This is a genomic window from Streptococcus sp. 2106 (assembly GCF_013277315.1).
In the GTDB taxonomy this organism is placed as follows: Bacteria; Bacillota; Bacilli; order Lactobacillales; family Streptococcaceae; genus Streptococcus; species Streptococcus pseudopneumoniae.
Genome location: NZ_VMMS01000069.1, coordinates 1 through 24,407 on the forward strand (window position 1 = coordinate 1; position 24,407 = coordinate 24,407).

Genomic DNA, 24,407 nt, shown 5'->3' on the forward strand with positions numbered 1-24,407 from the left:
AAGCACTGCTTTGAGGTTGAAGATGGAAGCTGACCTGGTTTGAAGAGATTTTCGAAGAGTATTAACTAGGAGAAGTTATGCGTATTATCTATCTAATTATTGGTTTCTTATCGCTGGCCTTGGCTATTATTGGGGTTGTTTTGCCTTTGCTACCCACAACGCCTTTCCTTTTGTTGTCTATTGCTTGTTTCTCCAGAAGTTCCAAGCGTTTCGAAGACTGGCTTTATCATACCAAGCTCTATCAAACATATGTAGCTGATTTTCGCGAGACTAAGTCTATTACGCGTGAACGAAAGAAAAAAATCATCGTCTCTATCTACGTCTTGATGGGAATTTCTATTTATTTTGCACCTCTTTTACCAGTCAAAATCGGTCTGGGTGCTTTGACCATCTTTATCACTTATTATCTCTTCAAGGTCATTCCAGACAAAGAATAGTTAAAACAGTAGTTATTTGCCTTGATAAAATTGAAAGCATATTCATAACAATATGATATAATAAATTTGAAGTAATATTCAAGGAGAATCAAATGATTTACGAATTTTGTGCTGAAAATGTGACTTTACTTGAAAAAGCGATGCAGGCTGGAGCTCGTCGGATTGAACTCTGTGATAATCTAGCAGTTGGTGGGACAACACCCAGCTATGGAGTGACTAAGGCAGCGGTTGAACTGGCAGCTAACTACGATACAACCATCATGACCATGATTCGTCCACGTGGTGGTGACTTTGTCTATAATGAACTAGAAATTGCTATTATGCTAGAAGACATTCGTTTGACTGCTCAGGCTGGAAGTCAAGGGGTTGTATTTGGGGCTTTAACTGCTGATAAAAAGTTGGATAAGACTAATCTTGAAAAGTTGATAGCTGCGTCAAAAGGAATGGAAATTGTCTTCCACATGGCCTTTGATGAATTGAGTGATGAAGACCAGTTGGAGGTAATTGACTGGCTCAGCCAAGCAGGTGTCACCCGTATCCTAACTCGCGCTGGTGTGTCTGGCGATTCCTTAGAAAAACGTTTTGCTCACTATCACAGAATTTTGGAACATGCTAAAGGTAAGATTGAAATTCTACCAGGTGGGGGGATTGACCTTGACAACCGTCAAACCTTTATCGATCAGATAGGCGTGACACAATTGCACGGAACCAAGGTTGTCTTTTAAAAAATAGAAAGGAACTGCTAGCTTTTGGTAGCAGTTTTCACTTATGTTTGAAATTTTTAAATCCTATCAGTTTAATCAAGAAAAGGCTCGTGCCTATGGTTTTGTAGAAAATAGTGGAGTCTGGACCTATAGTTGCCAAATTTTGCAAGGTGACTTTGTCATGATTGTATCCATCACTGCTGATAATGTGAGTTTTCAGGTCTTTGACCGGGAAACGGGCGACCTCTATCCTCAAGTCCATATGGAAAGCATGAGGGGAAGTTTTGTAGGAAGTGTCCGTGAGGCTTGTTTGGAGATTCTTTACCAGATACGGAAGACTTGTTTTGATGTTCAGGATTTCATCTTCCCTCAGACTAAGCGTATCATGACTCAAGTTCAGGAAAAGTATGGAAATCAGTTGGAGTATTTGTGGGAGAAATCGCCTGATACAGCAGTGTTAAGACACGAAGGCAATAAAAAGTGGTATGCTGTTTTGATGAGAATACCTTGGGATAGGCTAGATAAGGGCAGAGAAGGATTAGTGGAAGCAGTCAATCTCAAACATGATCAAGTAGTGGACCTGCTTTCACAAAAGGGCATTTATCCAGCTTTTCATATGAACAAACGCTACTGGATTAGTGTGGTATTAGATGATACTTTGTCAGATGAAATGGTACTGGAATTGATAGAAAAAAGTTGGAATTTAACTTCTAAAAAATGAAACATTTCAAGGATTTTCAATAACTTTCAATTAGCTAAATATTCTATACTGAAGAAATTTTCAGAAAATATTTGATTTTTTCTTGACAAGTGCTTTTGCCTATGCTAAAATACTTAACAAGATATCAAACGAAGGAGAAAGTCAAACATGAAAACAGCTAAGTTTAATCAATTTGCTTTGTTGTTGAGGTACTCGGGCTAGTGCAAAATGCATTAGTCCTGTTTGGCTTACCAAGCGGGAGTAAATCAACATCTCGCTTGGGTTTCTGAGCGAGATGTTTTTTTAAAACCACATTTGGAAAAGGGGAAATCTTATGCGAACAGTTGAATTTCTAGATACCAGCCTTCGGGATGGAGAGCAGACACCGGGCGTTAATTTTTCAATCAAGGAAAAAATTGCCATAGCAAGACAGCTGGAGAAATGGGGTATTTCAGCCATCGAAGCTGGTTTTCCGGCGGCTAGTCCAGACTCATTTACGGCAGTGCAGGAGATTGCTAAGGTCTTGAAGAAAACGGCGGTGACTGGTTTGGCACGTTCGGTCAAGTCTGATATTGATGCTTGTTACGAAGCCCTCAAGGATGCCAAATATCCACAGGTTCACGTCTTTATCGCTACCAGTCCCATTCACCGCAAGTATAAGCTCAATAAGAGCAAGGAAGAGATTTTGGAAGCTATTAAGGAGCATGTTTCTTATGCTCGTTCTAAGTTTGAAGTGGTCGAATTCTCTCCAGAGGATGCGACCAGAACAGAGTTGGATTTCCTCTTGCAAGTTGTTCAAACAGCGGTCGATGCAGGTGCAACTTATATCAATATCCCTGACACGGTAGGATTTACCACACCAGAGGAATACGGCGCTATCTTCAAATACTTGATTGAGAATGTCAAGACAGATCGTCAGATTACCTATTCGCCTCACTGTCATGATGACCTCGGAATGGCAGTAGCTAATAGCCTTGCTGCTGTCAAGAATGGGGCAGGACGTGTCGAAGGAACTATCAACGGTATTGGTGAGCGAGCTGGAAATGCTGCTTTGGAAGAAATAGCAGTGGCGCTCAATATTCGCCAAGATTACTACCAAGCAGAGACCAGTATTGTCCTAAATGAGACCATCAATACGTCAGAAATGGTTTCTCGCTTCTCAGGTATCCCAGTTCCTAAAAACAAGGCTGTGATTGGTGGTAATGCCTTCTCTCACGAATCTGGTATTCACCAAGATGGAGTTCTTAAAAATCCTCTCACTTATGAGATTATCACCCCTGAATTGGTCGGTGTCAAGAGTAATAGCCTCCCACTTGGAAAATTGTCAGGTCGCCATGCCTTTGTCGAGAAACTAAGAGAATTGGCCCTAGACTTTACAGAAGAGGATATCAAACCACTCTTTGCTAAGTTCAAGGATCTGGCCGATAAGAAGCAAGAAATCACAGATGCAGATATTCGTGCTCTGGTAGCTGGAACCATGGTTGAAAATCCAGAAGGCTTCCACTTTGATGATTTACAACTGCAAACCCATGCAGATAATGACATTGAAGCACTCGTTAGTCTGGCTAATATGGATGGTGAGAAGGTCGAATTTAATGCAACAGGGCAAGGTTCCGTTGAAGCGATTTTTAACGCTATCGACAAATTCTTTAACCAATCCGTCCGCTTGGTGTCCTATACCATTGATGCTGTGACAGATGGAATTGATGCCCAGGCTCGGGTCTTGGTCACTGTTGAAAACAGAGATACAGAAACCATCTTTAACGCAGCAGGCCTTGATTTCGATGTGTTGAAGGCTTCAGCTATTGCCTATATAAACGCTAATACCTTTGTTCAAAAAGAGAATGCTGGTGAGATGGGACCTAGCGTTTCCTATCGCGATATGCCTAGTGTGTAAAGGAGAAGGCTATGACAAAGAAAATAGTAGCTTTAGCAGGGGACGGAATTGGCCCAGAAATCATGGAGGCTGGTTTAGAGGTCCTGGAGGCTCTAGCTAAAAAAACAGGCTTTGTCTATGAAATAGACAAACGACCTTTTGGAGGTGCAGGTATTGATGCTGCAGGGCATCCCTTACCTGATGAAACCCTCAAGGTATGTCGTGAAGCAGATGCCATTCTCCTAGCGGCTATCGGTAGTCCCCGGTATGATAGTGAAACGGTTCGGCCTGAACAAGGCTTGCTAGCTCTCCGTAAGGAACTCAATCTTTACGCTAATATTCGCCCTGTAAAAATCTTTGACAGTCTCAAGCATTTGTCACCACTAAAATCAGAACGAATTGCTGGGGTGGACTTTGTCGTTGTGCGGGAGTTGACAGGCGGGATTTACTTTGGGGATCATATCCTTGAAGAAAGAAAAGCGCGTGATATCAACGACTATAGCTATGAGGAAGTGGAGCGGATTGTTCGCAAAGCCTTTGAAATTGCAAGAAATCGCAGAAAAATCGTTACCAGCATCGATAAACAAAATGTTTTGGCAACATCAAAACTCTGGAGAAAAGTGGCTGAGGAAGTTGCGCATGATTTTCCAGATGTGACCTTGGAACACCAGTTAGTGGACTCAGCTGCCATGCTTATGATTACCAATCCTGCTAAGTTTGATGTCATCGTGACGGAGAATCTTTTCGGAGATATTCTCTCAGATGAATCAAGCGTTCTATCTGGTACACTTGGCGTCATGCCATCAGCCAGTCATTCTGAAAATGGACCAAGTCTCTATGAGCCAATTCACGGTTCAGCTCCTGATATTGCTGATCAAGGAATTGCAAATCCTATCTCCATGATTTTATCAGTTTCCATGATGTTGAGAGATAGTTTTGGACGTTATGAGGATGCGGAGCGTATCGAACGTGCAGTAGAAGCCAGTTTGGCAGCTGGTGTTTTAACAAGAGATTTAGGTGGACAGGCTTCGACCAAGGAAATGACAGAAGCCATTATTGCAAGGTTATGAAGATAGACGAAAAAATTACTCTAGTTCTCTTGATTTGGAATGTTATCATTTTCTTGATTTATGGCATTGACAAATCCAAGGCAAGGAGAAGAACTTGGCGCATTCCAGAGAAAATCTTACTCATTTTAGCCTTTACTTGTGGTGGTTTTGGAGCTTGGTTAGCAGGAATCACTTTTCACCACAAGACTAGAAAATGGTACTTTAAAACAGTTTGGTTTCTGGGGATGGTGACAACACTAGTAGCCTTATATGTTATTTGGAGGTAATGGATGGCAGGAAAATCGATTTTTGATAAATTATGGGACCGTCATGTCATAACAGGAGAAGAGGGGCAGCCTCAACTCATGTATGTGGACCAGCACTATATCCATGAAGTGACCAGCCCTCAAGCCTTTCAAGGTTTGCGAGATACAGGACGAAGATTGAGACGACCAGACTTGACATTTGGAACCTTTGACCACAATGTCCCGACGGTCAATATCTACGATATTCGAGATGTCATTTCAAAGGCTCAAATTGATAAGCTGGCTGAAAATGTTGAGGAGTTTGGAATTGAACATGCGGCCCACGGTTCTGAAAAGCAGGGTATTGTTCATATGGTTGGACCTGAAACAGGACGGACCCAACCAGGAAAGTTCATCGTCTGTGGAGACAGCCATACAGCAACCCACGGAGCTTTCGGAGCAATCGCTTTTGGAATTGGGACCAGTGAGGTTGAGCATGTTTTTGCTACCCAAACCCTCTGGCAGGTCAAACCAAAGAAAATGTTGGTAGAATTCACTGGTGTCCCTCAAAAAGGAGTTTACTCCAAGGATTTCATTTTAGCCTTGATTGCTAAGTACGGCGTTGCTTGTGGTGTTGGTTATGTCGTGGAATATCGTGGACAAGCTATTGATGCACTGAGCATGGAAGAGCGAATGACCATCTGCAATATGTCTATCGAGTTTGGCTCCAAGATGGGAATCATGAATCCAGATCAAACCACCTATGATTATCTTAAGGGACGCGAGTGTGTTCCAGTGGATTTCGAAGAGGCTGTGGCGGATTGGAAAACAATTGTCAGTGATGATGATGCCGTTTACGATAAGGTTATTCGGATGGATGTCTCAGACTTAGCTCCTATGGTAACCTGGGGAACCACCCCTGCTATGGGGGTTGACTTTGACAGTAGCTTCCCTGAAATCAAAGATATGAACGATGAGCGAGCCTACAATTATATGAACTTGAAGCCTGGTCAAAAGCCAGAGGACATTGAACTAGGTTATATTTTTATCGGGTCTTGTACCAATGCTCGTCTCAGCGATTTACAGCTGGCTGCGCGATTTGTTAAAGGGAAGAAAATTGCTCCCAATCTAACAGCAATTGTGGTTCCGGGCTCTCGTCCTGTCAAACGAGCTGCTGAGAAGTTGGGCTTGGATAAGGTCTTTCTGGATGCTGGTTTTGAGTGGAGGGACCCAGGTTGCTCTATGTGCCTAGGAATGAATCCTGACAAGGTACCTGATGGTGTCCACTGTGCTTCAACTAGCAATCGTAACTTTGAAGATAGACAAGGATTTGGTGCTAAGACACATCTCTGCAGTCCAGCTATGGCAGCTGCGGCAGCTATCGCAGGGCGCTTCGTGGATGTTCGACAAATGCCAGAAGCCCAGTAAGGAGAGGATATGGAGAAATTTACAGTTTATACAGGAACGACCGTTCCTCTCATGAATGATAATATCGACACTGACCAAATCCTACCCAAGCAGTTTCTCAAGTTAATTGATAAGAAAGGCTTTGGTAAGTACCTCATGTATGCTTGGCGTTATCTGGATGACAAGTACACTGAGGACCCAGACTTTGTCTTTAACCGACCTGAATATCGGAAAGCCAGTATTCTCATCTCAGGGGATAACTTTGGCGCAGGATCGTCCAGAGAACACGCAGCTTGGGCTCTGGCGGACTATGGTTTCAAAGTCGTGATTGCAGGGTCTTTTGGGGATATTCATTACAATAATGAACTCAATAATGGTATGTTGCCCATTGTTCAGCCCAGAGAAGTTAGAGAGAAATTATCCCAGCTACAACCAAGTGACCAGATAACTGTGGACTTGGAACAACAAAAAATCATCTCACCAGTTGGAGAATTCACTTTTGAAATCGATAGCGAGTGGAAACACAAGCTCTTAAATGGTTTGGATGATATCGGTATTACCTTGCAGTATGAAGATTTGATTGCTGCTTATGAAAAACAACGACCAGCCTACTGGCAGGATTAGAAGAAAAATAGAAAAGGAAATAGAACTATGACAAAACACATTCAATGGAACGGAACACTTTCACAAGAAGGCTATGACATTTTAAAAGGTGAGGGCGGATGTATCGTTTGTCCTACAAAAGTTGGTTACATCATCATGACTAGCGATAAGGCTGGTCTTGAACGTAAGTTTGAAGCCAAAGAACGTAACCGTAACAAACCAGGTGTTGTTCTCTGTGGTAGCATGGATGAGCTTCGCGCCTTAGCACAACTCAACCCAGAAATTGAAGCCTTCTACCAAAAACATTGGGATGAAGATATTCTTCTTGGTTGTATCCTTCCTTGGAAACCAGAAGCTTTTGAAAAACTCAAAGCATACGGTGATGGTCGTGAAGAGCTGATGACTGACGTGCGTGGTACTAGCTGTTTCGTTATCAAGTTTGGGAAAGCTGGTGAACAATTGGCTGCCAAACTTTGGGAAGAAGGTAAAATGGTTTATGCCTCATCTGCAAACCCATCTGGAAAAGGAAACCGTGGTAAGGTAGAAGGTATAGGAGAACGTATTGAAGGAGCAGTGGACCTTGTTATCGAGGCAGACGACTATGTGGCATCAATCCAGCCTGACAAAACGATTGAAACTCGCTACGAGCAAGGTGTGATGGTCTCTATGGTTGATAAAGAAGGCAAACTCATCCCAGAACAAGGAGGAGCTCGTTCAACATCACCAGCACCAGTTGTAATCCGTAAAGGGCTTGATATTGATAAGATTATGATGTACCTGACAGACACCTTTAACTCATGGGACTACCGTCAGGGAGAGTATTATTAGGATGTAGAATAATTGGGGAGAAAATAATCTCTCCACTTTTTTGTCTTTGATATAAGTAAAAACCGAACAATACATTTTAATTTATAACATTATTTGACAAAAACTGTACTTTGATTTATAATTAATTAAGGAAACGTCGGAAAAGGCGTAGTGATGCGAGAGCATAGGTAGGTCATTACAAAAGAAACGAGACATCGATATGTTAAATGAATTTCCAATTTTTGATTACGAAGATATTCAATTGATTCCAAATAAATGTGTGATTAAAAGCCGTGCAGAAGCGGACACAAGCGTCACTCTAGGAAATCACACCTTTAAACTACCTGTTGTGCCAGCTAATATGCAGACGATTTTGGATGAAAATGTAGCAGAGCAACTGGCTAAAGGTGGTTACTTCTACATTATGCACCGTTTTGATGAAGCAGGACGCATTTCTTTTATTAAACGCATGCACGAACAAGGTCTCATTGCTTCTATATCTGTCGGTGTTAAAGACTATGAGTATGATTTTGTTAGCCAGCTCAAGGCTGATGCTCCAGAATACATCACGATTGATATTGCTCATGGTCATGCAGATAGCGTGATTTCTATGATTCAACACATCAAGAAAGAATTACCAGATACTTTTGTCATTGCTGGAAATGTGGGAACACCAGAAGCTGTGCGTGAATTGGAGAATGCTGGTGCGGATGCTACTAAGGTCGGAATCGGTCCTGGTAAGGTTTGTATCACCAAGGTCAAGACTGGTTTTGGCACAGGAGGTTGGCAGTTGGCTGCTCTACGCTGGTGTGCTAAGGCTGCACGTAAACCGATTATCGCAGATGGTGGAATTCGTACTCACGGAGATATTGCCAAGTCTATCCGTTTCGGTGCTAGCATGGTCATGATTGGTTCCCTCTTTGCTGGACACATCGAAAGTCCAGGGAAAACGATTGAAGTCGATGGTGAACAATTCAAAGAATACTATGGTTCAGCTTCACAATATCAAAAAGGAGCCTACAAAAACGTGGAAGGCAAACGCATCTTGCTTCCTGCCAAAGGTCATTTGCAAGACACTCTAACTGAGATGGAACAAGATTTGCAAAGTGCCATTTCATACGCAGGTGGACGTCAGGTTGCTGACCTTAAACACGTTGATTATGTGATCGTGAAAAACTCTATCTGGAATGGGGATGCTTCCCACTAAGACGGCCTATCTCACTAGAAAAAAAACTTGTTATTAGAGCAAATTTCTGTTATAATAAAACAAGTTTCCACCCTTAGTGTAATGGATATCACGTAAGATTCCGGTTCTTGAGATGGGGGTTCGATTCCCTCAGGGTGGATGTAAATATCCTAAAAAAGCCTTTAAATAGGGCTTTTTTCTTTATATTACCCCAAATTTAGCCCTAATACTCTTCGAAAATCTCTTCAAACCACATCAGCATTGGCTTGTCGTAGATATATGTAACTGACTTCGTCAGTCTTATCTACCACCTCAAAGCAGTGCTTTGAGNNAGCTTCCTAGTTTGCTCTTAGTATAAAACTGAAAATCTCTATCTAAAGAATGCCCAAATCCTCTCCAGTCCTGTTTTAAAGTGACTCAGGGGGCTTTTTTTGATATAATAAAAAGGACTGTTATCAGTTAGAAAGAGGTTGGTATGAAAGAATTACAAACTGTACTAAAGAACCATTTTGCAATCGAATTTGCAGACAAAAATTTACTGGAGACTGCCTTTACTCATACGAGTTATGCTAATGAGCACCGCCTCTTAAAAATTTCACACAATGAACGCTTGGAATTTTTAGGAGACGCTGTTCTACAGTTATTGATTTCAGAATATCTGTATAAAAAATATCCTAAAAAGCCTGAAGGCGATTTGTCCAAACTCCGTGCTATGATTGTCCGCGAGGAGAGTTTGGCTGGTTTTGCCCGTGATTGCCAGTTTGACCAGTTTATAAAACTTGGTAAAGGAGAAGAAAAGTCTGGTGGGCGCAATCGTGATACCATTCTTGGTGATGCCTTCGAAGCCTTTCTTGGCGCCCTTCTTTTGGATAAGGATGTGGCCAAGGTCAAGGAATTTATCTACCAAGTCATGATTCCTAAGGTTGAAGCAGGCGAGTTTGAGATGATTACAGACTACAAAACCCATCTCCAAGAGTTACTTCAGGTCAATGGAGATGTAGCTATCCGTTATCAGGTGATTTCTGAAACGGGTCCTGCTCACGATAAGGTATTTGATGTAGAAGTCCTAGTTGAAGGTAAGAGCATTGGTCAAGGTCAAGGTCGTTCTAAGAAATTAGCAGAGCAAGAAGCTGCCAAAAATGCCGTTGAGAAAGGGCTGGATTCATGTATTTAAAGGAAATCGAAATTCAGGGATTCAAGTCTTTTGCTGACAAGACCAAGGTCATCTTTGACCAAGGTGTAACGGCAGTCGTTGGACCCAATGGATCTGGCAAGTCGAATATTACAGAAAGTCTGCGTTGGGCCTTGGGGGAGTCTAGTGTTAAGAGTCTCCGTGGTGGCAAGATGCCAGATGTCATCTTTGCCGGAACAGAGAGTCGCAAACCGCTCAATTATGCTTCTGTAATTGTGACTCTGGATAATCATGACGCATTTATCAAGGATGCTGGTCAAGAAATCAGGGTAGAACGCCATATCTATCGTAGTGGAGATAGCGAATACAAGATTGATGGCAAGAAAGTCCGTCTGCGTGATATTAATGACCTCTTCTTGGATACAGGTTTGGGACGAGATTCTTTCTCCATCATTTCCCAAGGCAAGGTTGAGGAGATTTTCAACTCCAAGCCTGAAGAACGCCGTGCCATTTTTGAAGAAGCTGCAGGAGTTTTGAAATACAAGACTCGCAGAAAAGAAACTGAGAGCAAGCTACAGCAAACTCAGGATAATCTAGACCGCTTAGAGGACATTATCTACGAGTTGGATAATCAAATCAAGCCTCTTGAGAAGCAAGCTGAAAATGCTCGTAAGTTTTTAGATTTGGAAGGTCAACGCAAGGCTATTTACTTGGATGTCCTTGTTGCTCAAATCAAGGAAAATAAGTCTGAACTAGAGTCGACAGAAGAAGAGTTGGTACAGGTTCAGGAACTCTTGACAAGCTATTACCAAAAGCGTGAAAAATTAGAAGAAGAAAATCAAACTCTTAAAAAGCAACGCCAAGATTTACAGGCTGAAATGGCTAAAGACCAAGGCAGTTTGATGGATTTGACCAGTCTGATTAGTGATTTAGAGAGAAAATTAGCCCTATCGAAATTAGAATCTGAGCAAGTAGCCCTCAATCAACAGGAGGCACAAGCCCGTTTGTCTGCTTTGGAGGATAAGAGAAATTCACTCAGCAAAGAAAAATCTGATAAAGAAAGCTCTTTAACTCTGTTAGAGGAAAATCTAGTCCAAAATAATCAAAAACTCAATCGTTTAGAGGCTGAATTGCTAGCTTTTTCAGATGATCCTGATCAGATGATTGAGCTTTTACGTGAACGCTTTGTGGCGCTTTTACAGGAAGAAGTCGATGTCTCAAACCAGTTGACCCGTATCGAAAACGAGTTGGAAAATAGTCGTCAGCTTTCTCAAAAACAAGCAGATCAACTAGAAAAGCTGAAAGAACAACTGGCTACAGCTAAAGAGAAGGCTAGTCAGCAAATGGCGGAGCTTGAAACTGCTAAGGAGCATGTTCATAAATTATTGGGCGACTACCAAGCTATTGCCAAGGAGCAAGAGGAGCAGAAAGCTTCCTATCAAGCTCAACAAAGTCAACTATTTGACCGTCTGGACAGTCTTAAAAATAAGCAGGCCAGAGCTCAAAGTTTGGAAAATATCCTGAGAAATCATAGTAACTTTTATGCAGGTGTTAAGAGTGTTCTCCAAGAAAAAGCCCGCCTTGGTGGAATTATTGGTGCAGTCAGTGAGCATCTGACCTTTGATGTGCATTATCAAACTGCCCTGGAGATTGCGCTTGGAGCCAGTAGTCAGCACATCATCGTGGAAGATGAAGAGGCAGCAACCAAAGCTATTGATTTCCTTAAACGAAACAGATCCGGTCGCGCGACCTTCCTTCCTTTGACCACTATTAAGGCGCGTACGATTTCTAGTCAGAACCAAGGTGCTATTGCTGCAAGTCCAGGATTTCTGGGCATGGCAGATGAGTTGGTGACATTCGATACTAGACTGGAAGCCATTTTCAAGAACTTGCTAGCTACAACAGCTATTTTTGATAGTGTGGAACATGCGCGTGCAGCAGCTCGCCAGGTTCGTTATCAGGTTCGTATGGTAACACTGGATGGGACAGAATTGCGCACGGGTGGTTCCTATGCGGGTGGTGCTAATCGCCAGAATAACAGCATTTTTATCAAGCCAGAACTGGAGCAATTACAAAAAGAAATTGCTGAAGAAGAAGCAAGTCTGCGTTCAGAAGAGTCGACTTTGAAGACCTTGCAAGACCAGATGGCTAGATTGACCGAATCATTAGAAGCTATCAAATCTCAAGGAGAGCAGGCTCGTATTCAGGAGCAAGGCTTGTCTCTTGCTTATCAGCAGACCAGTCAGCAAGTCGAAGAATTAGAAACTCTTTGGAAACTCCAAGAAGAGGAATTAGATCGTCTTTCTGACGGAGATTGGCAAGCAGATAAGGAAAAATGCCAAGATCGCCTTGCTACCATTGCCAGTGACAAGCAAAATCTGGAAGCTGAGATTGAAGAAATTAAGTCCAACAAAAATGCCATCCAAGAACGCTATCAAAATTTGCAGGAAGAGCTAGCGCAAGCTCGCCTGCTTAAGACAGAACTGCAAGGGCAAAAACGTTATGAAGTGGCTGATATTGACCGTCTAGGCAAGGAATTGGATAATCTGAATATCGAACAAGAGGAAATCCAGCGCCTTCTTCAAGAAAAGGTTGACAATCTTGAGAAAGTTGATACAGAATTGCTCAGTCAACAGGTAGAAGAAGCCAAAATGCAGAAAACAAACCTCCAACAAGGTTTAATTTGTAAGCAGTTTGAGTTGGATGATATTGAAGGTCAACTGGATGATATTGCTAGTCATTTGGATCAGGCTCGCCAGCAGAATGAAGAGTGGATTCGCAAGCAAACACGTGCTGAATCCAAGAAAGAAAAGGTCAGCGAGCGCTTGCGCTATTTACAAGGTCAATTAACAGACCAGTATCAGATTAGCTATACTGAAGCTCTAGAAAAGGCGCATGAATTGGAAAATCTCAATCTGTCAGAGCAAGAGGTGCAGGATTTGGAGAAGGCTATTCGCTCACTGGGTCCTGTCAATTTGGATGCTATTGAACAGTACGAAGAAGTTCACAGCCGTCTGGATTTCCTCAATAGCCAGCGAGATGACATTTTGTCAGCGAAAAACCTGCTCCTTGAGACCATTACAGAGATGAATGATGAGGTCAAGGAACGCTTTAAATCAACTTTTGAAGCTATTCGTGAGTCCTTTAAAGTGACCTTCAAACAGATGTTTGGCGGAGGTCAGGCGGACCTCATTTTGACTGAGGGAGACTTGCTGACAGCTGGGGTTGAGATTTCTGTTCAACCACCAGGTAAGAAAATCCAGTCTCTCAACCTTATGAGTGGTGGTGAAAAAGCCCTATCGGCTCTTGCTTTGCTCTTCTCCATTATCCGTGTCAAGACTATTCCATTTGTTATCTTGGATGAGGTAGAAGCTGCGCTGGATGAAGCTAATGTTAAACGTTTTGGGGATTACCTCAACCGCTTTGACAAGGACAGCCAGTTCATCGTTGTGACCCACCGTAAGGGAACCATGGCAGCGGCTGATTCTATCTATGGCGTGACTATGCAAGAATCAGGTGTCTCAAAAATTGTTTCGGTGAAGTTAAAAGATTTAGAAAGTATTGAAGGATGACAATTAAACTAGTAGCAACGGATATGGACGGAACCTTCCTAGATGAGAATGGACGCTTTGATATGGACCGCCTCAAGTCTCTCTTGGTTTCTTACAAGGAAAAAGGGATTTACTTTGCGGTGGCTTCGGGGCGCGGATTTTTATCTCTAGAAAAATTATTTGCTGATGTTCGTGATGACATTATTTTTATCGCAGAAAATGGCAGTTTGGTCGAATATCAAGGTCAGGACTTGTATGAAGCGACCATGTCTCGTGAGTTTTATCTATCAACTTTTGAAAAGCTGAAAACGTCACCTTATGTAGATATTAATAAATTGCTCTTGACGGGGAAAAAAGGCTCTTATGTGCTAGATACGGTTGATGAGACCTATTTAAAAGTGAGCCAGCACTATAATGAAAATATTCAAAAAGTAGCGAGTCTAGAAGATATTACAGATGACATTTTCAAATTTACAACCAACTTCACAGAAGAAACGCTAGAAGCTGGGGAAGCTTGGGTTAATGAACATGTTCCTGGTGTTAAGGCCATGACAACTGGCTTTGAATCCATTGATATTGTTCTGGACTATGTCGATAAGGGTGTGGCCATTGTTGAATTAGCTAAAAAACTTGGTATCACAATGGATCAGGTTCTAGCTTTTGGAGACAATCTAAATGACTTGCATATGTTGCAGGTTGTGGGACATCCTGTGGCTCCTGAAAATGCACGACCAGAAATTTTAGAATTAGCAGAAACTGTGATTGGTCACCATAAGGACCAGTCGGTTATAGCTTATATGGAGGGCTTATAATGGCAGATATAAAATTGATTGCATTGGACTTGGACGGGACCTTGCTGACTACTGATAAAAGGCTGACGGATCGTACCAAGGCAACCTTGAAAGCTGCGCGTGATCGTGGTATCAAGGTCGTATTGACAACTGGTCGTCCCTTAAAAGCTATGGATTTCTTTCTCCATGAGCTAGGGACTGACGGCCATGAAGATGAGTATACGATTACTTTTAATGGTGGTTTGGTTCAGAAAAATACAGGTGAAATCCTTGATAAAACAGTCTTTTCATATGATGATGTGGCACGCTTGTATGAGGAAACAGAGAAATTATCACTGCCTCTTGATGCTATCTCAGAAGGAACAGTTTATCAAATTCAATCGGACCAAGAAAGTCTTTATGCCAAATTCAATCCAGCATTGACCTTTGTTCCATTGGACTTTGAAGACCTATCTAGTCAGATGACCTACAATAAGTGCGTGACTGCCTTTGCTCAAGAACCCTTGGATGCAGCTATTCAGAAGATTTCTCCAGAATTGTTTGACCAATATGAGATCTTTAAATCACGTGAAATGTTGCTAGAGTGGTCACCAAAGAATGTTCATAAAGCAACAGGCTTGGCCAAACTAATCAGCCATCTTGGAATCGACCAAAGCCAAGTTATGGCATGTGGTGATGAGGCTAATGACCTTTCTATGATTGAATGGGCAGGGCTCGGTGTTGCCATGCAAAACGCTGTTCCTGAAGTCAAGGCAGTCGCAAATGTAGTGACTCCAATGACCAACGATGAAGAGGCTGTTGCCTGGGCTATCGAAGAATATGTGCTAAAGGAGAACTAAGATATGGGATTATTTGACCGTCTATTCGGAAAAAAAGAAGAACCTAAAATCGAAGAAGTTGTAAAAGAAGCTCTGGAAAATCTTGATTTGTCTGAAGATGTTGATCCTGCCTTCACAGAAGCTGAGGAAGTTCCTCAAGAAGATGCAGAAGTTGAAAGTTCTGAAGAAGCTCTGCTCCAAGAAGAGGAAAAACAAGTTACATTTGAAGAAAGTCTGGATTCAGAGCCAGTTGAAGAAGTTTCTCAAGAAGAAGTCGAAGAATTGCTAAACTCAGAAGAAGTCCCAGAGGAAGAGAATACTGAGCTCCTAGAAACTGTAGAAGAAAATAATTCTGAAGTTCTTGAAGCAGAAAGGCCTCAAGCAGAAGAAACTGTTCAGGAAAAATATGACCGCAGTCTTAAGAAAACTCGTACAGGCTTCGGAGCTCGCTTGAACGCCTTCTTTGCTAATTTCCGTTCTGTAGATGAAGAATTCTTCGAAGAATTGGAAGAACTGCTGATCATGAGTGACGTTGGTGTACAGGTCGCTTCTAACTTAACAGATGAGTTACGCTACGAAGCCAAGCTTGAAAACGCCAAGAAACCTGATGCACTGCGCCGTGTCATCATTGAGAAATTGGTTGAGCTTTATGAAAAGGATGGCAACTACGATGAAAGTATCCACTTCCAAGATGGCTTGACAGTCATGCTCTTTGTTGGGGTTAATGGTGTTGGGAAAACAACTTCTATCGGGAAACTAGCCCACCGCTACAAACAAGCAGGTAAGAAAGTCATGTTGGTTGCGGCAGATACATTCCGTGCAGGAGCGGTAGCCCAGCTAGCTGAATGGGGCCGTCGTGTGGACGTTCCAGTTGTGACTGGACCTGAAAAAGCTGACCCAGCCAGTGTGGTCTTTGATGGTATGGAACGTGCTGTAGCTGAAGGTATCGATATTCTCATGATTGATACCGCTGGTCGTTTGCAAAACAAGGACAACCTCATGGCTGAGTTGGAGAAGATTGGACGCATCATCAAGCGTGTTGTACCAGAAGCACCGCATGAAACCTTCTTAGCATTAGATGCTTCAACTGGTCAAAATGCCCTGGTACAGGCTAAAGAATTTTCAAAAATCACCCCTTTGACAGGAATTGTCTTGACTAAGATTGATGGAACTGCTCGAGGTGGTGTTGTTCTAGCCATCCGAGAAGAACTCAATATTCCTGTAAAATTGATTGGTTTTGGTGAAAAAATCGATGATATTGGAGAGTTTAACTCAGAAAACTTTATGAAAGGTCTCTTGGAAGGTTTAATCTAATCAGAAGCAAAAATCCTGCAAGGTACAAACTTGCAGGAAATTTTTTTATTCTAAACGACCATCTTGACGATAGGCAATATCTGGTTGCCAAGTCCATTTGGCATCGAATTTTTCAAGTAAGTCAAAGCTGGCTTGAGGTCCCATGCTTCCAGCTTTATAGTCATGAAGTGGGGCACCATTTTCAGCCCAGAGCTCTTCGATACGGTCAATCAATTTCCATGACGCACCAACTTCATCCCAGTGGCTAAAGTTAGTTGAGTTGTTATTTAAGACATCATAAATCAATTTCTCGTATGGCTCTGGAGAAGCACCAGTTGCGGTCGCATCTGTACGGTAATCCAGTGAGTTAGGAGCCAAGTTGAATTCTTCTCCTACTTGTTTCCCATTTAGGCTAAGAGAGAATCCTTCTGTTGGTTGGATATAGATGGTCAAAATGTTTGGAGCAAGTGGCTCACCAAAGATAGAGTCCATTTGTTTAAAGACGATGTTGACATGAGTTCCTTTTTCAGTCAGACGTTTACCAGTACGGAAGAAGAAAGGAACACCACGGAATCGATCGCTGTCTACAAAGAAAGCACCAGATGCAAAGGTTTCAGTTGTAGATTCTGGATTTACATTTGGCTCGCTACGATAAGAGATGTATTTCATGCCATCAATCTTACCAGAGCGGTATTGACCACGGATAAAGTGTTCTTTAAGTTCTTCATCAGTTGGATGATAGAGGTTTTTAAAAACCTTAATCTTTTCAGCACGAATCTCATCTTTTGTGAAGCTTGCTGGCTTGTCCATGGCAAGAAGGGAAAGGAGTTGTAGAGTGTGGTTTTGTACCATGTCACGGAGGGCACCAGATTCATCATAATAGCCACCACGTTCTTCTACGCCTAAGCGCTCCGCAAAGGTAATTTGAACATTGTCGATAAAGTCTTTGTTCCAAACGTTTTCAAAAATCAAGTTTGCAAAGCGAACTGCAAAGATACTTTGGATCATTTCCTTCCCAAGATAATGGTCAATACGGAAAATTTGTTCTTCGTCAAATGTTGCTAGGAGCTCGTCATTCAACTTGCTTGCGCTTGCGTAATCTGTACCAAATGGTTTCTCAACGATTAAGCGCTCAAAACCTTTTCCATCTACGATATTTTCAGACTTGAGGTGTTTGGCAATAGTTCCAAAGAACTGAGGTGCCATAGACAAGAAGAAGAGCTTGTTGTGTTCAGCTTGGTACTTGTCATTTAGTTCAGCCTGCAATTGACGCAAAGCAATGTAGTGTTCTGTATCGTTGACATCATGACTTTGATAGTAGAAGTGGCTAGCGAACTCTTGAGCCTGTTCGGTACTATCTGCCAAATCAAGGATCGATTCGACTACAACAGATTCAAAATATTCCTTGCTCCAAGGACGACGGGCAGTTCCAATGACGGCAAAATGTTTGGAAAGATTGCCGGATTTATATAGTCTAAATAGGGAAGGGTAGAGCTTGCGTTTAGCCAGGTCTCCACTCGCACCGAAAATTGTAACAATAACCTTAGATGACATCTAGCTACCTAATTTCTATTTTTATTCCTAGTCTTGCTAGGTATGAGGAAACCTCATTTCATAAACTTAATTCTAACATAATTTTCCGAAAAATCAAAAATTCCAATACGAGATAGAAAAAAACTGCAAGGAAGTCCTTACAGTTTGAGTTTAAACGTTTAAAACCTTATCTAAAAATTCTTTCAGACGTGGGTGTTGTGGGTTGTCAAAGATTTGATCAGGTGTCCCATCTTCAAGGAACTCGCCATCTGCAGTAAAGATAACGCGGTTGGCAACCTGACGGGCAAATCCCATCTCGTGGGTTACAATGATCATGGTCATGCCTTGCTCCGCTAATTCCTTCATAACGCTTAGTACGTCTCCGACCATCTCAGGGTCAAGGGCAGAAGTTGGTTCATCAAAGAGCATGATGTCTGGATTCATTGCTAGTCCACGAGCGATGGCCACACGTTGTTTTTGACCACCTGATAGGCTATCTGGACAGGCCTTAGCCTTATCTGCTAGTCCAACCTTGTCAAGCAACTCCATTCCCAATTTTTCAGCTTCTTCCTTAGTCATCAACTTGTGCTCAATAGGAGCAAAGGTGATGTTGTCCAATACAGACATGTGTGGGAAGAGATTGAAGTGTTGGAACACCATTCCGATATTTTCACGGACGTGGTCAACGTTGGTTGTTTTTTCAGTTAAGTCATAACCGTTCACAGTGATGTGACCGCTAGTAACTTCTTCCAAAAGATTTAGGCTACGGAGGAAGGTTGACTTACCAGAACCCGAAGGACCGATGATACAAACAACATCTCCTTCATAGAATTTGGTCGTAATTCCTTTTAAAACTTCATTTTTTCCGTAGCTTTTGTGTAAATCATTTACATCAATTTTTAATTTTGCCATTAACGAATCCTCTTTTCTAAGCGTTTCGCTAGTCTAGTCAAAAGTGTGATAATTACAAGATAGAAGATAGCAAGGATTGCATACATCTTGAAACTTTGGTAGTTACGGGCAATGATAATCTTACCAGTTTGGAAGAGTTCAACTAAACCGATAGCAGATACGATGGTTGTATCTTTAAGAGCGATAACGAATTGGTTAACAAAGTTTGGCAACATCAATTTAGTTGCTTGTGGCAAGATAATCTTACGCATGGTTTTTCCATAGGAGATACCCAAGCTTCGGCTGGCTTCCATTTGGCCAACTGGAACGGCCTGAATACCACCACGAACAATCTCAGCGATATAAGCAGCTGCATTGAGCGATAGGGCAATGGTACCGGCTACGAAGTCGTTAATTGGACTTTGTTGACCTGTGATAGACTCGATGAAGTTTGGAATTCCCCAGAAGATGAAAGCTGCAAGAATCATCAATGGGATACCACGGATAACGTCAACGAAAATCTCAGAGATGACACGAAGAGATTTGTAGGGGCTAACGCTAAACATACCGAAGATAATCCCGATAACAATAGCAATAGCAAATGAGATAAGAGCTAGAGCAAGAGTGATACCAAGACCGCTAAGGAGTTGTTTGTAGTTGTTTTGAAGCAAGCCCCAGATAGTTGTTTCGTCAACAGTGCTTGTTGAAGCAGTTGAAGATTCGCTAGCTAGGTATTTATCAAGAATCTTTTGGAATTCTCCGTTTGCTTTAAGGTTTGCAAGTCCGTTGTTGAACATTTCAATCAATTCTGGATTTGCTCCTTTTTTAACGGCAAAGGCTGTTTCACCGATTGGAGTTCCAGCGATTGGTGTTTTCAATTTTTGGCCTTGGCTGATAGAATATTTGAGAACAGGCTCATCATCCATAACGGCATCGATTGCCCCAGTATTTAAACTGTCATACATTGAAGAACCATCAGCGAAGGTTTTGATTTTGTAGCCGTATTTGCTTTGATTTTCTGTTAGGAAGGTTTGAGAAGCAGTTCCGTTTTTAACACCAACTGTCTTTCCTTTCAAATCCTCATAAGAAGCAATGGTGCTTGATTCTTTGACACCAAGGATAGTATTAGCAGTGTAGTATGATTCTGAGAAGTCAAAAGTTGCCTTACGAGCATCTGTGACAGACATACCAGCAATGATACCATCAGCTTGTCCAGCTTGAACAGCACTGATAGCGGCATCGAAACCAGGGTTGGTAATTTCAATTTCAAAACCTTGGTCTTTAGCGATTGCCTTAATCAATTCCATATCAATACCAGTGTATTGGTTGCTTGAATTTTGGAAAACAAAAGGTGCAAAAGAAGAATCGCTGGCAATGATGTATTTAGCTTTAACAGGAATGGCTTTGAAGCCTGCAAGAGTAGTTGTAGTTGGCACTGCTGAAGATGATGAAGCAGTCCATTTCTTGATGATTTTATCAAGACTACCATCTTTTTTCATTTCAGCTAAGGCTTGGTTAAATTCAGTAACCAGGTGTTCGTATTTGCTTCCTTTTTTAACACCGAAAGCAAAACTTCCTACAGCTTCCCCATCCATTTCAATATGGAGGTTTTGCCCTTGGTTAATGGCATACTCGATAACAGGTTTGTCATCCATCATGGCATCGATGGCACCAGCAGTCAAGCTGTTGTTCATCAAATCACCAGTGTCAAATGTTTTAATAGTAAAACCGTATTTATCCTTGATACTTTCAAGGAAACGTTGAGCGGCTGTTCCGTTTTTAACACCAACAGTTTTTCCTTTTAATTGGTCATATTTACTAATCTTGTGTGACTTAGTAGTTGCAATGACAACTTTTGTATCATAGTAAGTATCAGACATGGTGAAAACTTTTTCACGTTCTTTCGTCTTTGTCATCCCTGCCATGATAGCATCAGCTTGACCAGCTTGAACCGCATTGACCGCTGCGTCAAATCCAGGATAGGACATCTGAATGTTCCATCCTTTAATCTCAGCGACTTTGTTAATAATGTCAACATCAATTCCTTTATAAGTTTGATCTGAATCTTTAAACTCAAAAGGCGCATAGGCGGTATCAGAAACAATCTTAATCGTCTCAGCTTTTGCAATACCTAATGAGAAAATTGGGAATAAAATTAGCAAAAATGCTAGAAATTTTTTCTTCATTTTTAGTCTCCTTTTCCGAATATTTTCCCATTATATCAGAAAAAGTAAAAAAAGGCAAATTTTTATATTTCTGTGTTAGAAAATATAACATCCATAATTCTTGTTTTGTCTTGAATCACACAACAGAAGTGCTATAATAAAGGTATATCATATAGTAAAAGAGGATAAAGTTATGAAAGACAAAAGAATCTTAAAAGACTTTGAAACTTCTAAAATGCGGTTAAACATTTACACAAGCCCCTTGTTAGCCTTTGCTTTTGTCTTCATAGGAGAGTTTGTGGCTTATACTCTGTATGGTATTAGTTTGTTAGCTCTCATCGGACTTGCTAGAAATTTTGGAGAGGCTGGTCAAAATCTTGTAACCTACTTGCAGACCTTGCATCAGAGCTTGACAGATAAAACAAGTGACATCCATTTAATATTTGAATTATTGTCCTTTGGTTTTATCATCTTAACTGTGTTTAGATGGACTAGAAAAGTAGAGAAAAGACCGATTCGAACCTTGGGATTCTATAAAGAAAATTTTTTAAGTGCCTTATTTAAAGGATACGGTCTTGGTCTATCCCTCTTTATACTTGCTTTGGCTGGACTAGTAGTGTTGGGGCAGTATCAATTTGACTCCATTCACTTGGATACTTATTCGCTAGCTTTTACTTTATTTACAATCCTTTTTTGGATTTTACAAGGAACGGCAGAAGAATTGGTTACTCGTGCTTGGCTGATTCCACAATTGGCTAAGAGAACTAATCTTAAAGTCGCTATTATCATATCTAGTAGTCTCTTTACCTTACTTCATTTAGGAAATCCAGGCATAACTTTCTTATCTGCAATTGATCTCTTTTTATTCGGAGTTGCCATGTCCCTATATCTTCTTAAAACGGATACTATATGGGGTATAGGTGGTATTCATGGAGCTTGGAATTTCGCACAGGGAAACCTCTTTGGAGTATTAGTTAGTGGTCAGTCTTCAGGAACATCAATCATGAAATTTACTCCACAAGGCAATCAAGACTGGCTATCTGGTGGGTCTTTTGGTATTGAGGGTTCCATCGTGTCCAGTATTATTTTGTTTCTGCTGATTCTTTATCTCGCTTATCAATTAAAGAAAGAAAATGAAAGGATGTGACTTCGGTCCGTCCTTTTCTTCGTGAAAATGCTACAAGTATGCTAAAATAGGAATAGCACATGGAGAGAGGATTCTTATGATTAACCGCATTACAGATAATCAATTTAAACTAGTATCAAAATATCAACCATCAGGAGATCAACCACAAGCTATCGAACAGTTGGTTGATAACATTGAGGGTGGAGAAAAAGCTCAGATTCTGATGGGGGCGACCGGAACAGGGAAGACCTATACCATGAGTCAGGTCATTTCCAAAGTCAATAAACCAACTCTGGTTATTGCCCACAATAAAACGCTAGCAGGCCAGCTCTATGGGGAGTTTAAGGAATTTTTCCCTGAAAATGCAGTTGAGTACTTTGTGTCTTACTATGATTATTACCAACCTGAGGCCTATGTCCCTTCTAGTGATACCTACATTGAGAAGGATAGTTCTGTCAATGACGAGATTGACAAGCTCCGCCACTCAGCGACTTCAGCCCTTTTGGAGCGTAATGATGTTATTGTCGTGGCCTCGGTCTCTTGTATCTATGGTCTGGGTTCGCCCAAGGAATACGCAGATAGTGTCGTTAGTCTCCGTCCAGGTCTTGAAATTTCTCGTGATAAACTCTTGAATGACTTGGTCGATATTCAGTTTGAACGTAATGATATTGATTTCCAACGGGGAAGATTTCGCGTTCGTGGGGATGTGGTGGAGATTTTCCCAGCCTCTCGTGATGAACACGCCTTTCGAGTAGAATTTTTTGGAGACGAAATTGACCGTATCCGTGAGGTTGAGGCCCTGACTGGTCAGGTATTGGGAGAAGTGGATCATTTAGCGATTTTCCCTGCAACTCACTTTGTGACCAATGACGACCACATGGAAGTTGCCATTGCAAAGATTCAAGCAGAATTAGAAGAGCAACTAGCTGTCTTTGAAAAGGAAGGCAAACTGCTTGAAGCCCAGCGTTTGAAACAGCGGACAGAGTATGATATTGAGATGTTGCGTGAGATGGGCTATACCAACGGGGTTGAGAATTATTCTCGCCACATGGATGGACGTAGCGAAGGTGAGCCTCCCTATACGCTTCTCGACTTCTTTCCAGATGATTTCTTGATTATGATTGACGAGAGTCATATGACTATGGGACAAATCAAGGGCATGTACAATGGAGACCGCTCTCGTAAAGAAATGCTGGCTAATTATGGTTTCCGTTTGCCGTCAGCCTTGGACAATCGTCCTCTCCGTCGGGAGGAGTTTGAGAGTCACGTTCATCAGATTGTTTACGTTTCAGCGACACCAGGTGACTATGAAAATAAACAGACTGAGACAGTGATTGAGCAAATCATTCGTCCAACAGGACTCTTGGATCCAGAGGTAGAAGTCCGTCCGACAATGGGACAGATTGATGACCTCTTAGGTGAAATCAATGCACGTGTTGAAAAGAACGAACGGACCTTTATCACCACCTTGACCAAGAAAATGGCAGAGGACTTGACCGACTACTTCAAGGAAATGGGTATCAAGGTTAAGTACATGCACTCGGATATTAAGACCTTGGAACGGACGGAGATTATCCGCGACCTGCGCTTGGGTGTCTTTGATGTCTTGGTCGGAATCAACCTCCTTCGTGAAGGAATTGACGTTCCTGAAGTGAGCCTCGTAGCGATTCTCGATGCTGACAAGGAAGGTTTCCTTCGTAACGAACGTGGACTCATCCAGACCATTGGTCGTGCTGCCCGTAACAGTGAAGGGCATGTCATCATGTATGCGGACACGGTTACCCAGTCTATGCAACGTGCTATCGATGAAACTGCCCGTCGTCGCAAAATCCAGATGGCTTATAATGAAGAACACGGTATTGTGCCTCAGACAATCAAGAAAGAAATCCGTGACCTGATTGCTGTGACCAAGGCAGTTGCTAAGGAAGAGGACAAGGAAGTCGACATCAATAGCCTCAACAAACAAGAGCGCAAAGAACTCGTCAAGAAACTAGAGAAACAAATGCAAGAAGCAGTTGAAGTGCTTGACTTTGAACTAGCAGCTCAGATTCGTGATATGATGCTGGAAGTCAAGGCCTTGGATTAGGGGAATA

Annotated in this window: 20 protein-coding genes and 1 tRNA gene; 18 read left to right on the top strand and 3 right to left on the bottom strand. The window is 41.8% G+C overall.

Annotated features, from left to right (window positions below; translation table 11 throughout):
* Nucleotides 1-77 precede the first annotated feature (77 nt).
* The 16 genes from HT723_RS07745 (at nt 78) to ftsY (ending at nt 16,620) form a co-directional block, all read left to right on the top strand.
* On the top strand, nt 78-437 hold the full coding sequence (locus tag HT723_RS07745) for a YbaN family protein (protein ID WP_172934971.1): 360 nt from the start codon (nt 78-80) through the stop codon (nt 435-437).
* A 92-nt stretch (nt 438-529) separates the two neighbouring features.
* Nucleotides 530-1,162 (top strand): copper homeostasis protein CutC, encoded by a 633-nt coding sequence (locus HT723_RS07750; protein WP_172934972.1) that lies wholly within the window; start codon nt 530-532, stop codon nt 1,160-1,162.
* 43 nt (nt 1,163-1,205) lie between these two features.
* The gene (locus tag HT723_RS07755) at nt 1,206-1,862 is read left to right on the top strand and encodes an MmcQ/YjbR family DNA-binding protein (protein ID WP_172934973.1); all 657 of its coding nucleotides are present in this window, start codon (nt 1,206-1,208) and stop codon (nt 1,860-1,862) included.
* 313 nt (nt 1,863-2,175) lie between these two features.
* On the top strand, nt 2,176-3,738 hold the full coding sequence (locus tag HT723_RS07760) for a 2-isopropylmalate synthase (protein ID WP_172934974.1): 1,563 nt from the start codon (nt 2,176-2,178) through the stop codon (nt 3,736-3,738).
* A gap of 11 nt (nt 3,739-3,749) precedes the next feature.
* Nucleotides 3,750-4,787: a 3-isopropylmalate dehydrogenase gene (gene leuB, locus HT723_RS07765; RefSeq protein ID WP_172934975.1), complete on the top strand. Its 1,038-nt coding sequence runs from the start codon at nt 3,750-3,752 to the stop codon at nt 4,785-4,787.
* Complete coding sequence (locus HT723_RS07770) at nt 4,784-5,053, top strand: DUF1294 domain-containing protein (RefSeq protein WP_172934976.1); 270 nt, start codon at nt 4,784-4,786, stop codon at nt 5,051-5,053. Before leuB ends, HT723_RS07770 begins: the two co-directional genes overlap by 4 nt.
* A gap of 3 nt (nt 5,054-5,056) precedes the next feature.
* Nucleotides 5,057-6,439, top strand: a complete 1,383-nt coding sequence (gene leuC, locus HT723_RS07775) for a 3-isopropylmalate dehydratase large subunit (protein WP_172934977.1) — start codon at nt 5,057-5,059, stop codon at nt 6,437-6,439.
* 9 nt (nt 6,440-6,448) lie between these two features.
* Nucleotides 6,449-7,042 carry a 3-isopropylmalate dehydratase small subunit gene (gene leuD / locus HT723_RS07780; RefSeq protein ID WP_172934978.1) on the top strand — a complete coding sequence of 198 codons (594 nt, stop codon included), beginning with the start codon at nt 6,449-6,451 and terminating at the stop codon, nt 7,040-7,042.
* Between the two features lie 27 nt (nt 7,043-7,069).
* On the top strand, nt 7,070-7,849 hold the full coding sequence (locus HT723_RS07785; protein ID WP_172934979.1) for a Sua5/YciO/YrdC/YwlC family protein: 780 nt from the start codon (nt 7,070-7,072) through the stop codon (nt 7,847-7,849).
* 199 nt (nt 7,850-8,048) lie between these two features.
* Nucleotides 8,049-9,035, top strand: coding sequence for a GMP reductase (locus tag HT723_RS07790; RefSeq protein WP_100104556.1), 987 nt, complete (start codon nt 8,049-8,051; stop codon nt 9,033-9,035).
* A gap of 67 nt (nt 9,036-9,102) precedes the next feature.
* A tRNA-Arg gene (locus tag HT723_RS07795) sits at nt 9,103-9,174 on the top strand.
* 315 nt (nt 9,175-9,489) lie between these two features.
* The gene (gene rnc / locus HT723_RS07800; protein WP_000661487.1) at nt 9,490-10,188 is read left to right on the top strand and encodes a ribonuclease III; all 699 of its coding nucleotides are present in this window, start codon (nt 9,490-9,492) and stop codon (nt 10,186-10,188) included.
* Nucleotides 10,179-13,718, top strand: coding sequence for a chromosome segregation protein SMC (gene smc / locus HT723_RS07805; protein WP_172934980.1), 3,540 nt, complete (start codon nt 10,179-10,181; stop codon nt 13,716-13,718). Before rnc ends, smc begins: the two co-directional genes overlap by 10 nt.
* Nucleotides 13,715-14,509: an HAD family hydrolase gene (locus tag HT723_RS07810; protein WP_172934981.1), complete on the top strand. Its 795-nt coding sequence runs from the start codon at nt 13,715-13,717 to the stop codon at nt 14,507-14,509. The genes smc and HT723_RS07810 overlap by 4 nt, the downstream gene beginning before the upstream one ends.
* A complete protein-coding gene (locus HT723_RS07815) occupies nt 14,509-15,327 on the top strand; it encodes a Cof-type HAD-IIB family hydrolase (protein WP_070479008.1) in 819 nt (272 codons plus the stop codon). Before HT723_RS07810 ends, HT723_RS07815 begins: the two co-directional genes overlap by 1 nt.
* Before the next feature lie 3 nt (nt 15,328-15,330).
* Nucleotides 15,331-16,620, top strand: coding sequence for a signal recognition particle-docking protein FtsY (ftsY, locus tag HT723_RS07820; RefSeq protein WP_172934982.1), 1,290 nt, complete (start codon nt 15,331-15,333; stop codon nt 16,618-16,620).
* Between the two features lie 45 nt (nt 16,621-16,665).
* Here the strand turns inward: ftsY and zwf are convergent, their stop codons facing one another.
* The 3 genes from zwf to HT723_RS07835 all read right to left on the bottom strand — a co-directional run bounded on the left by zwf (nt 16,666) and on the right by HT723_RS07835 (nt 21,209).
* Nucleotides 16,666-18,153 (bottom strand): glucose-6-phosphate dehydrogenase, encoded by a 1,488-nt coding sequence (zwf, locus tag HT723_RS07825; RefSeq protein ID WP_172934983.1) that lies wholly within the window; start codon nt 18,151-18,153, stop codon nt 16,666-16,668.
* Nucleotides 18,154-18,303: 150 nt separating this feature from the next.
* The gene (locus HT723_RS07830; RefSeq protein ID WP_119947837.1) at nt 18,304-19,044 is read right to left on the bottom strand and encodes an amino acid ABC transporter ATP-binding protein; all 741 of its coding nucleotides are present in this window, start codon (nt 19,042-19,044) and stop codon (nt 18,304-18,306) included.
* Entirely contained in the window at nt 19,044-21,209 is a 2,166-nt protein-coding gene (locus HT723_RS07835) for an ABC transporter substrate-binding protein/permease (protein WP_172934984.1), read from the bottom strand. Before HT723_RS07835 ends, HT723_RS07830 begins: the two co-directional genes overlap by 1 nt.
* 172 nt (nt 21,210-21,381) lie before the next feature.
* Between HT723_RS07835 and HT723_RS07840 the strand changes: the two genes are divergently transcribed.
* Together HT723_RS07840 and uvrB are read left to right on the top strand one after the other, a co-directional pair.
* Nucleotides 21,382-22,335, top strand: coding sequence for a CPBP family intramembrane glutamic endopeptidase (locus HT723_RS07840; RefSeq protein ID WP_172934985.1), 954 nt, complete (start codon nt 21,382-21,384; stop codon nt 22,333-22,335).
* A 76-nt stretch (nt 22,336-22,411) separates the two neighbouring features.
* Nucleotides 22,412-24,400, top strand: coding sequence for an excinuclease ABC subunit UvrB (gene uvrB / locus HT723_RS07845; RefSeq protein ID WP_172934986.1), 1,989 nt, complete (start codon nt 22,412-22,414; stop codon nt 24,398-24,400).
* The last annotated feature ends 7 nt before the right edge of the window (nt 24,401-24,407 follow it).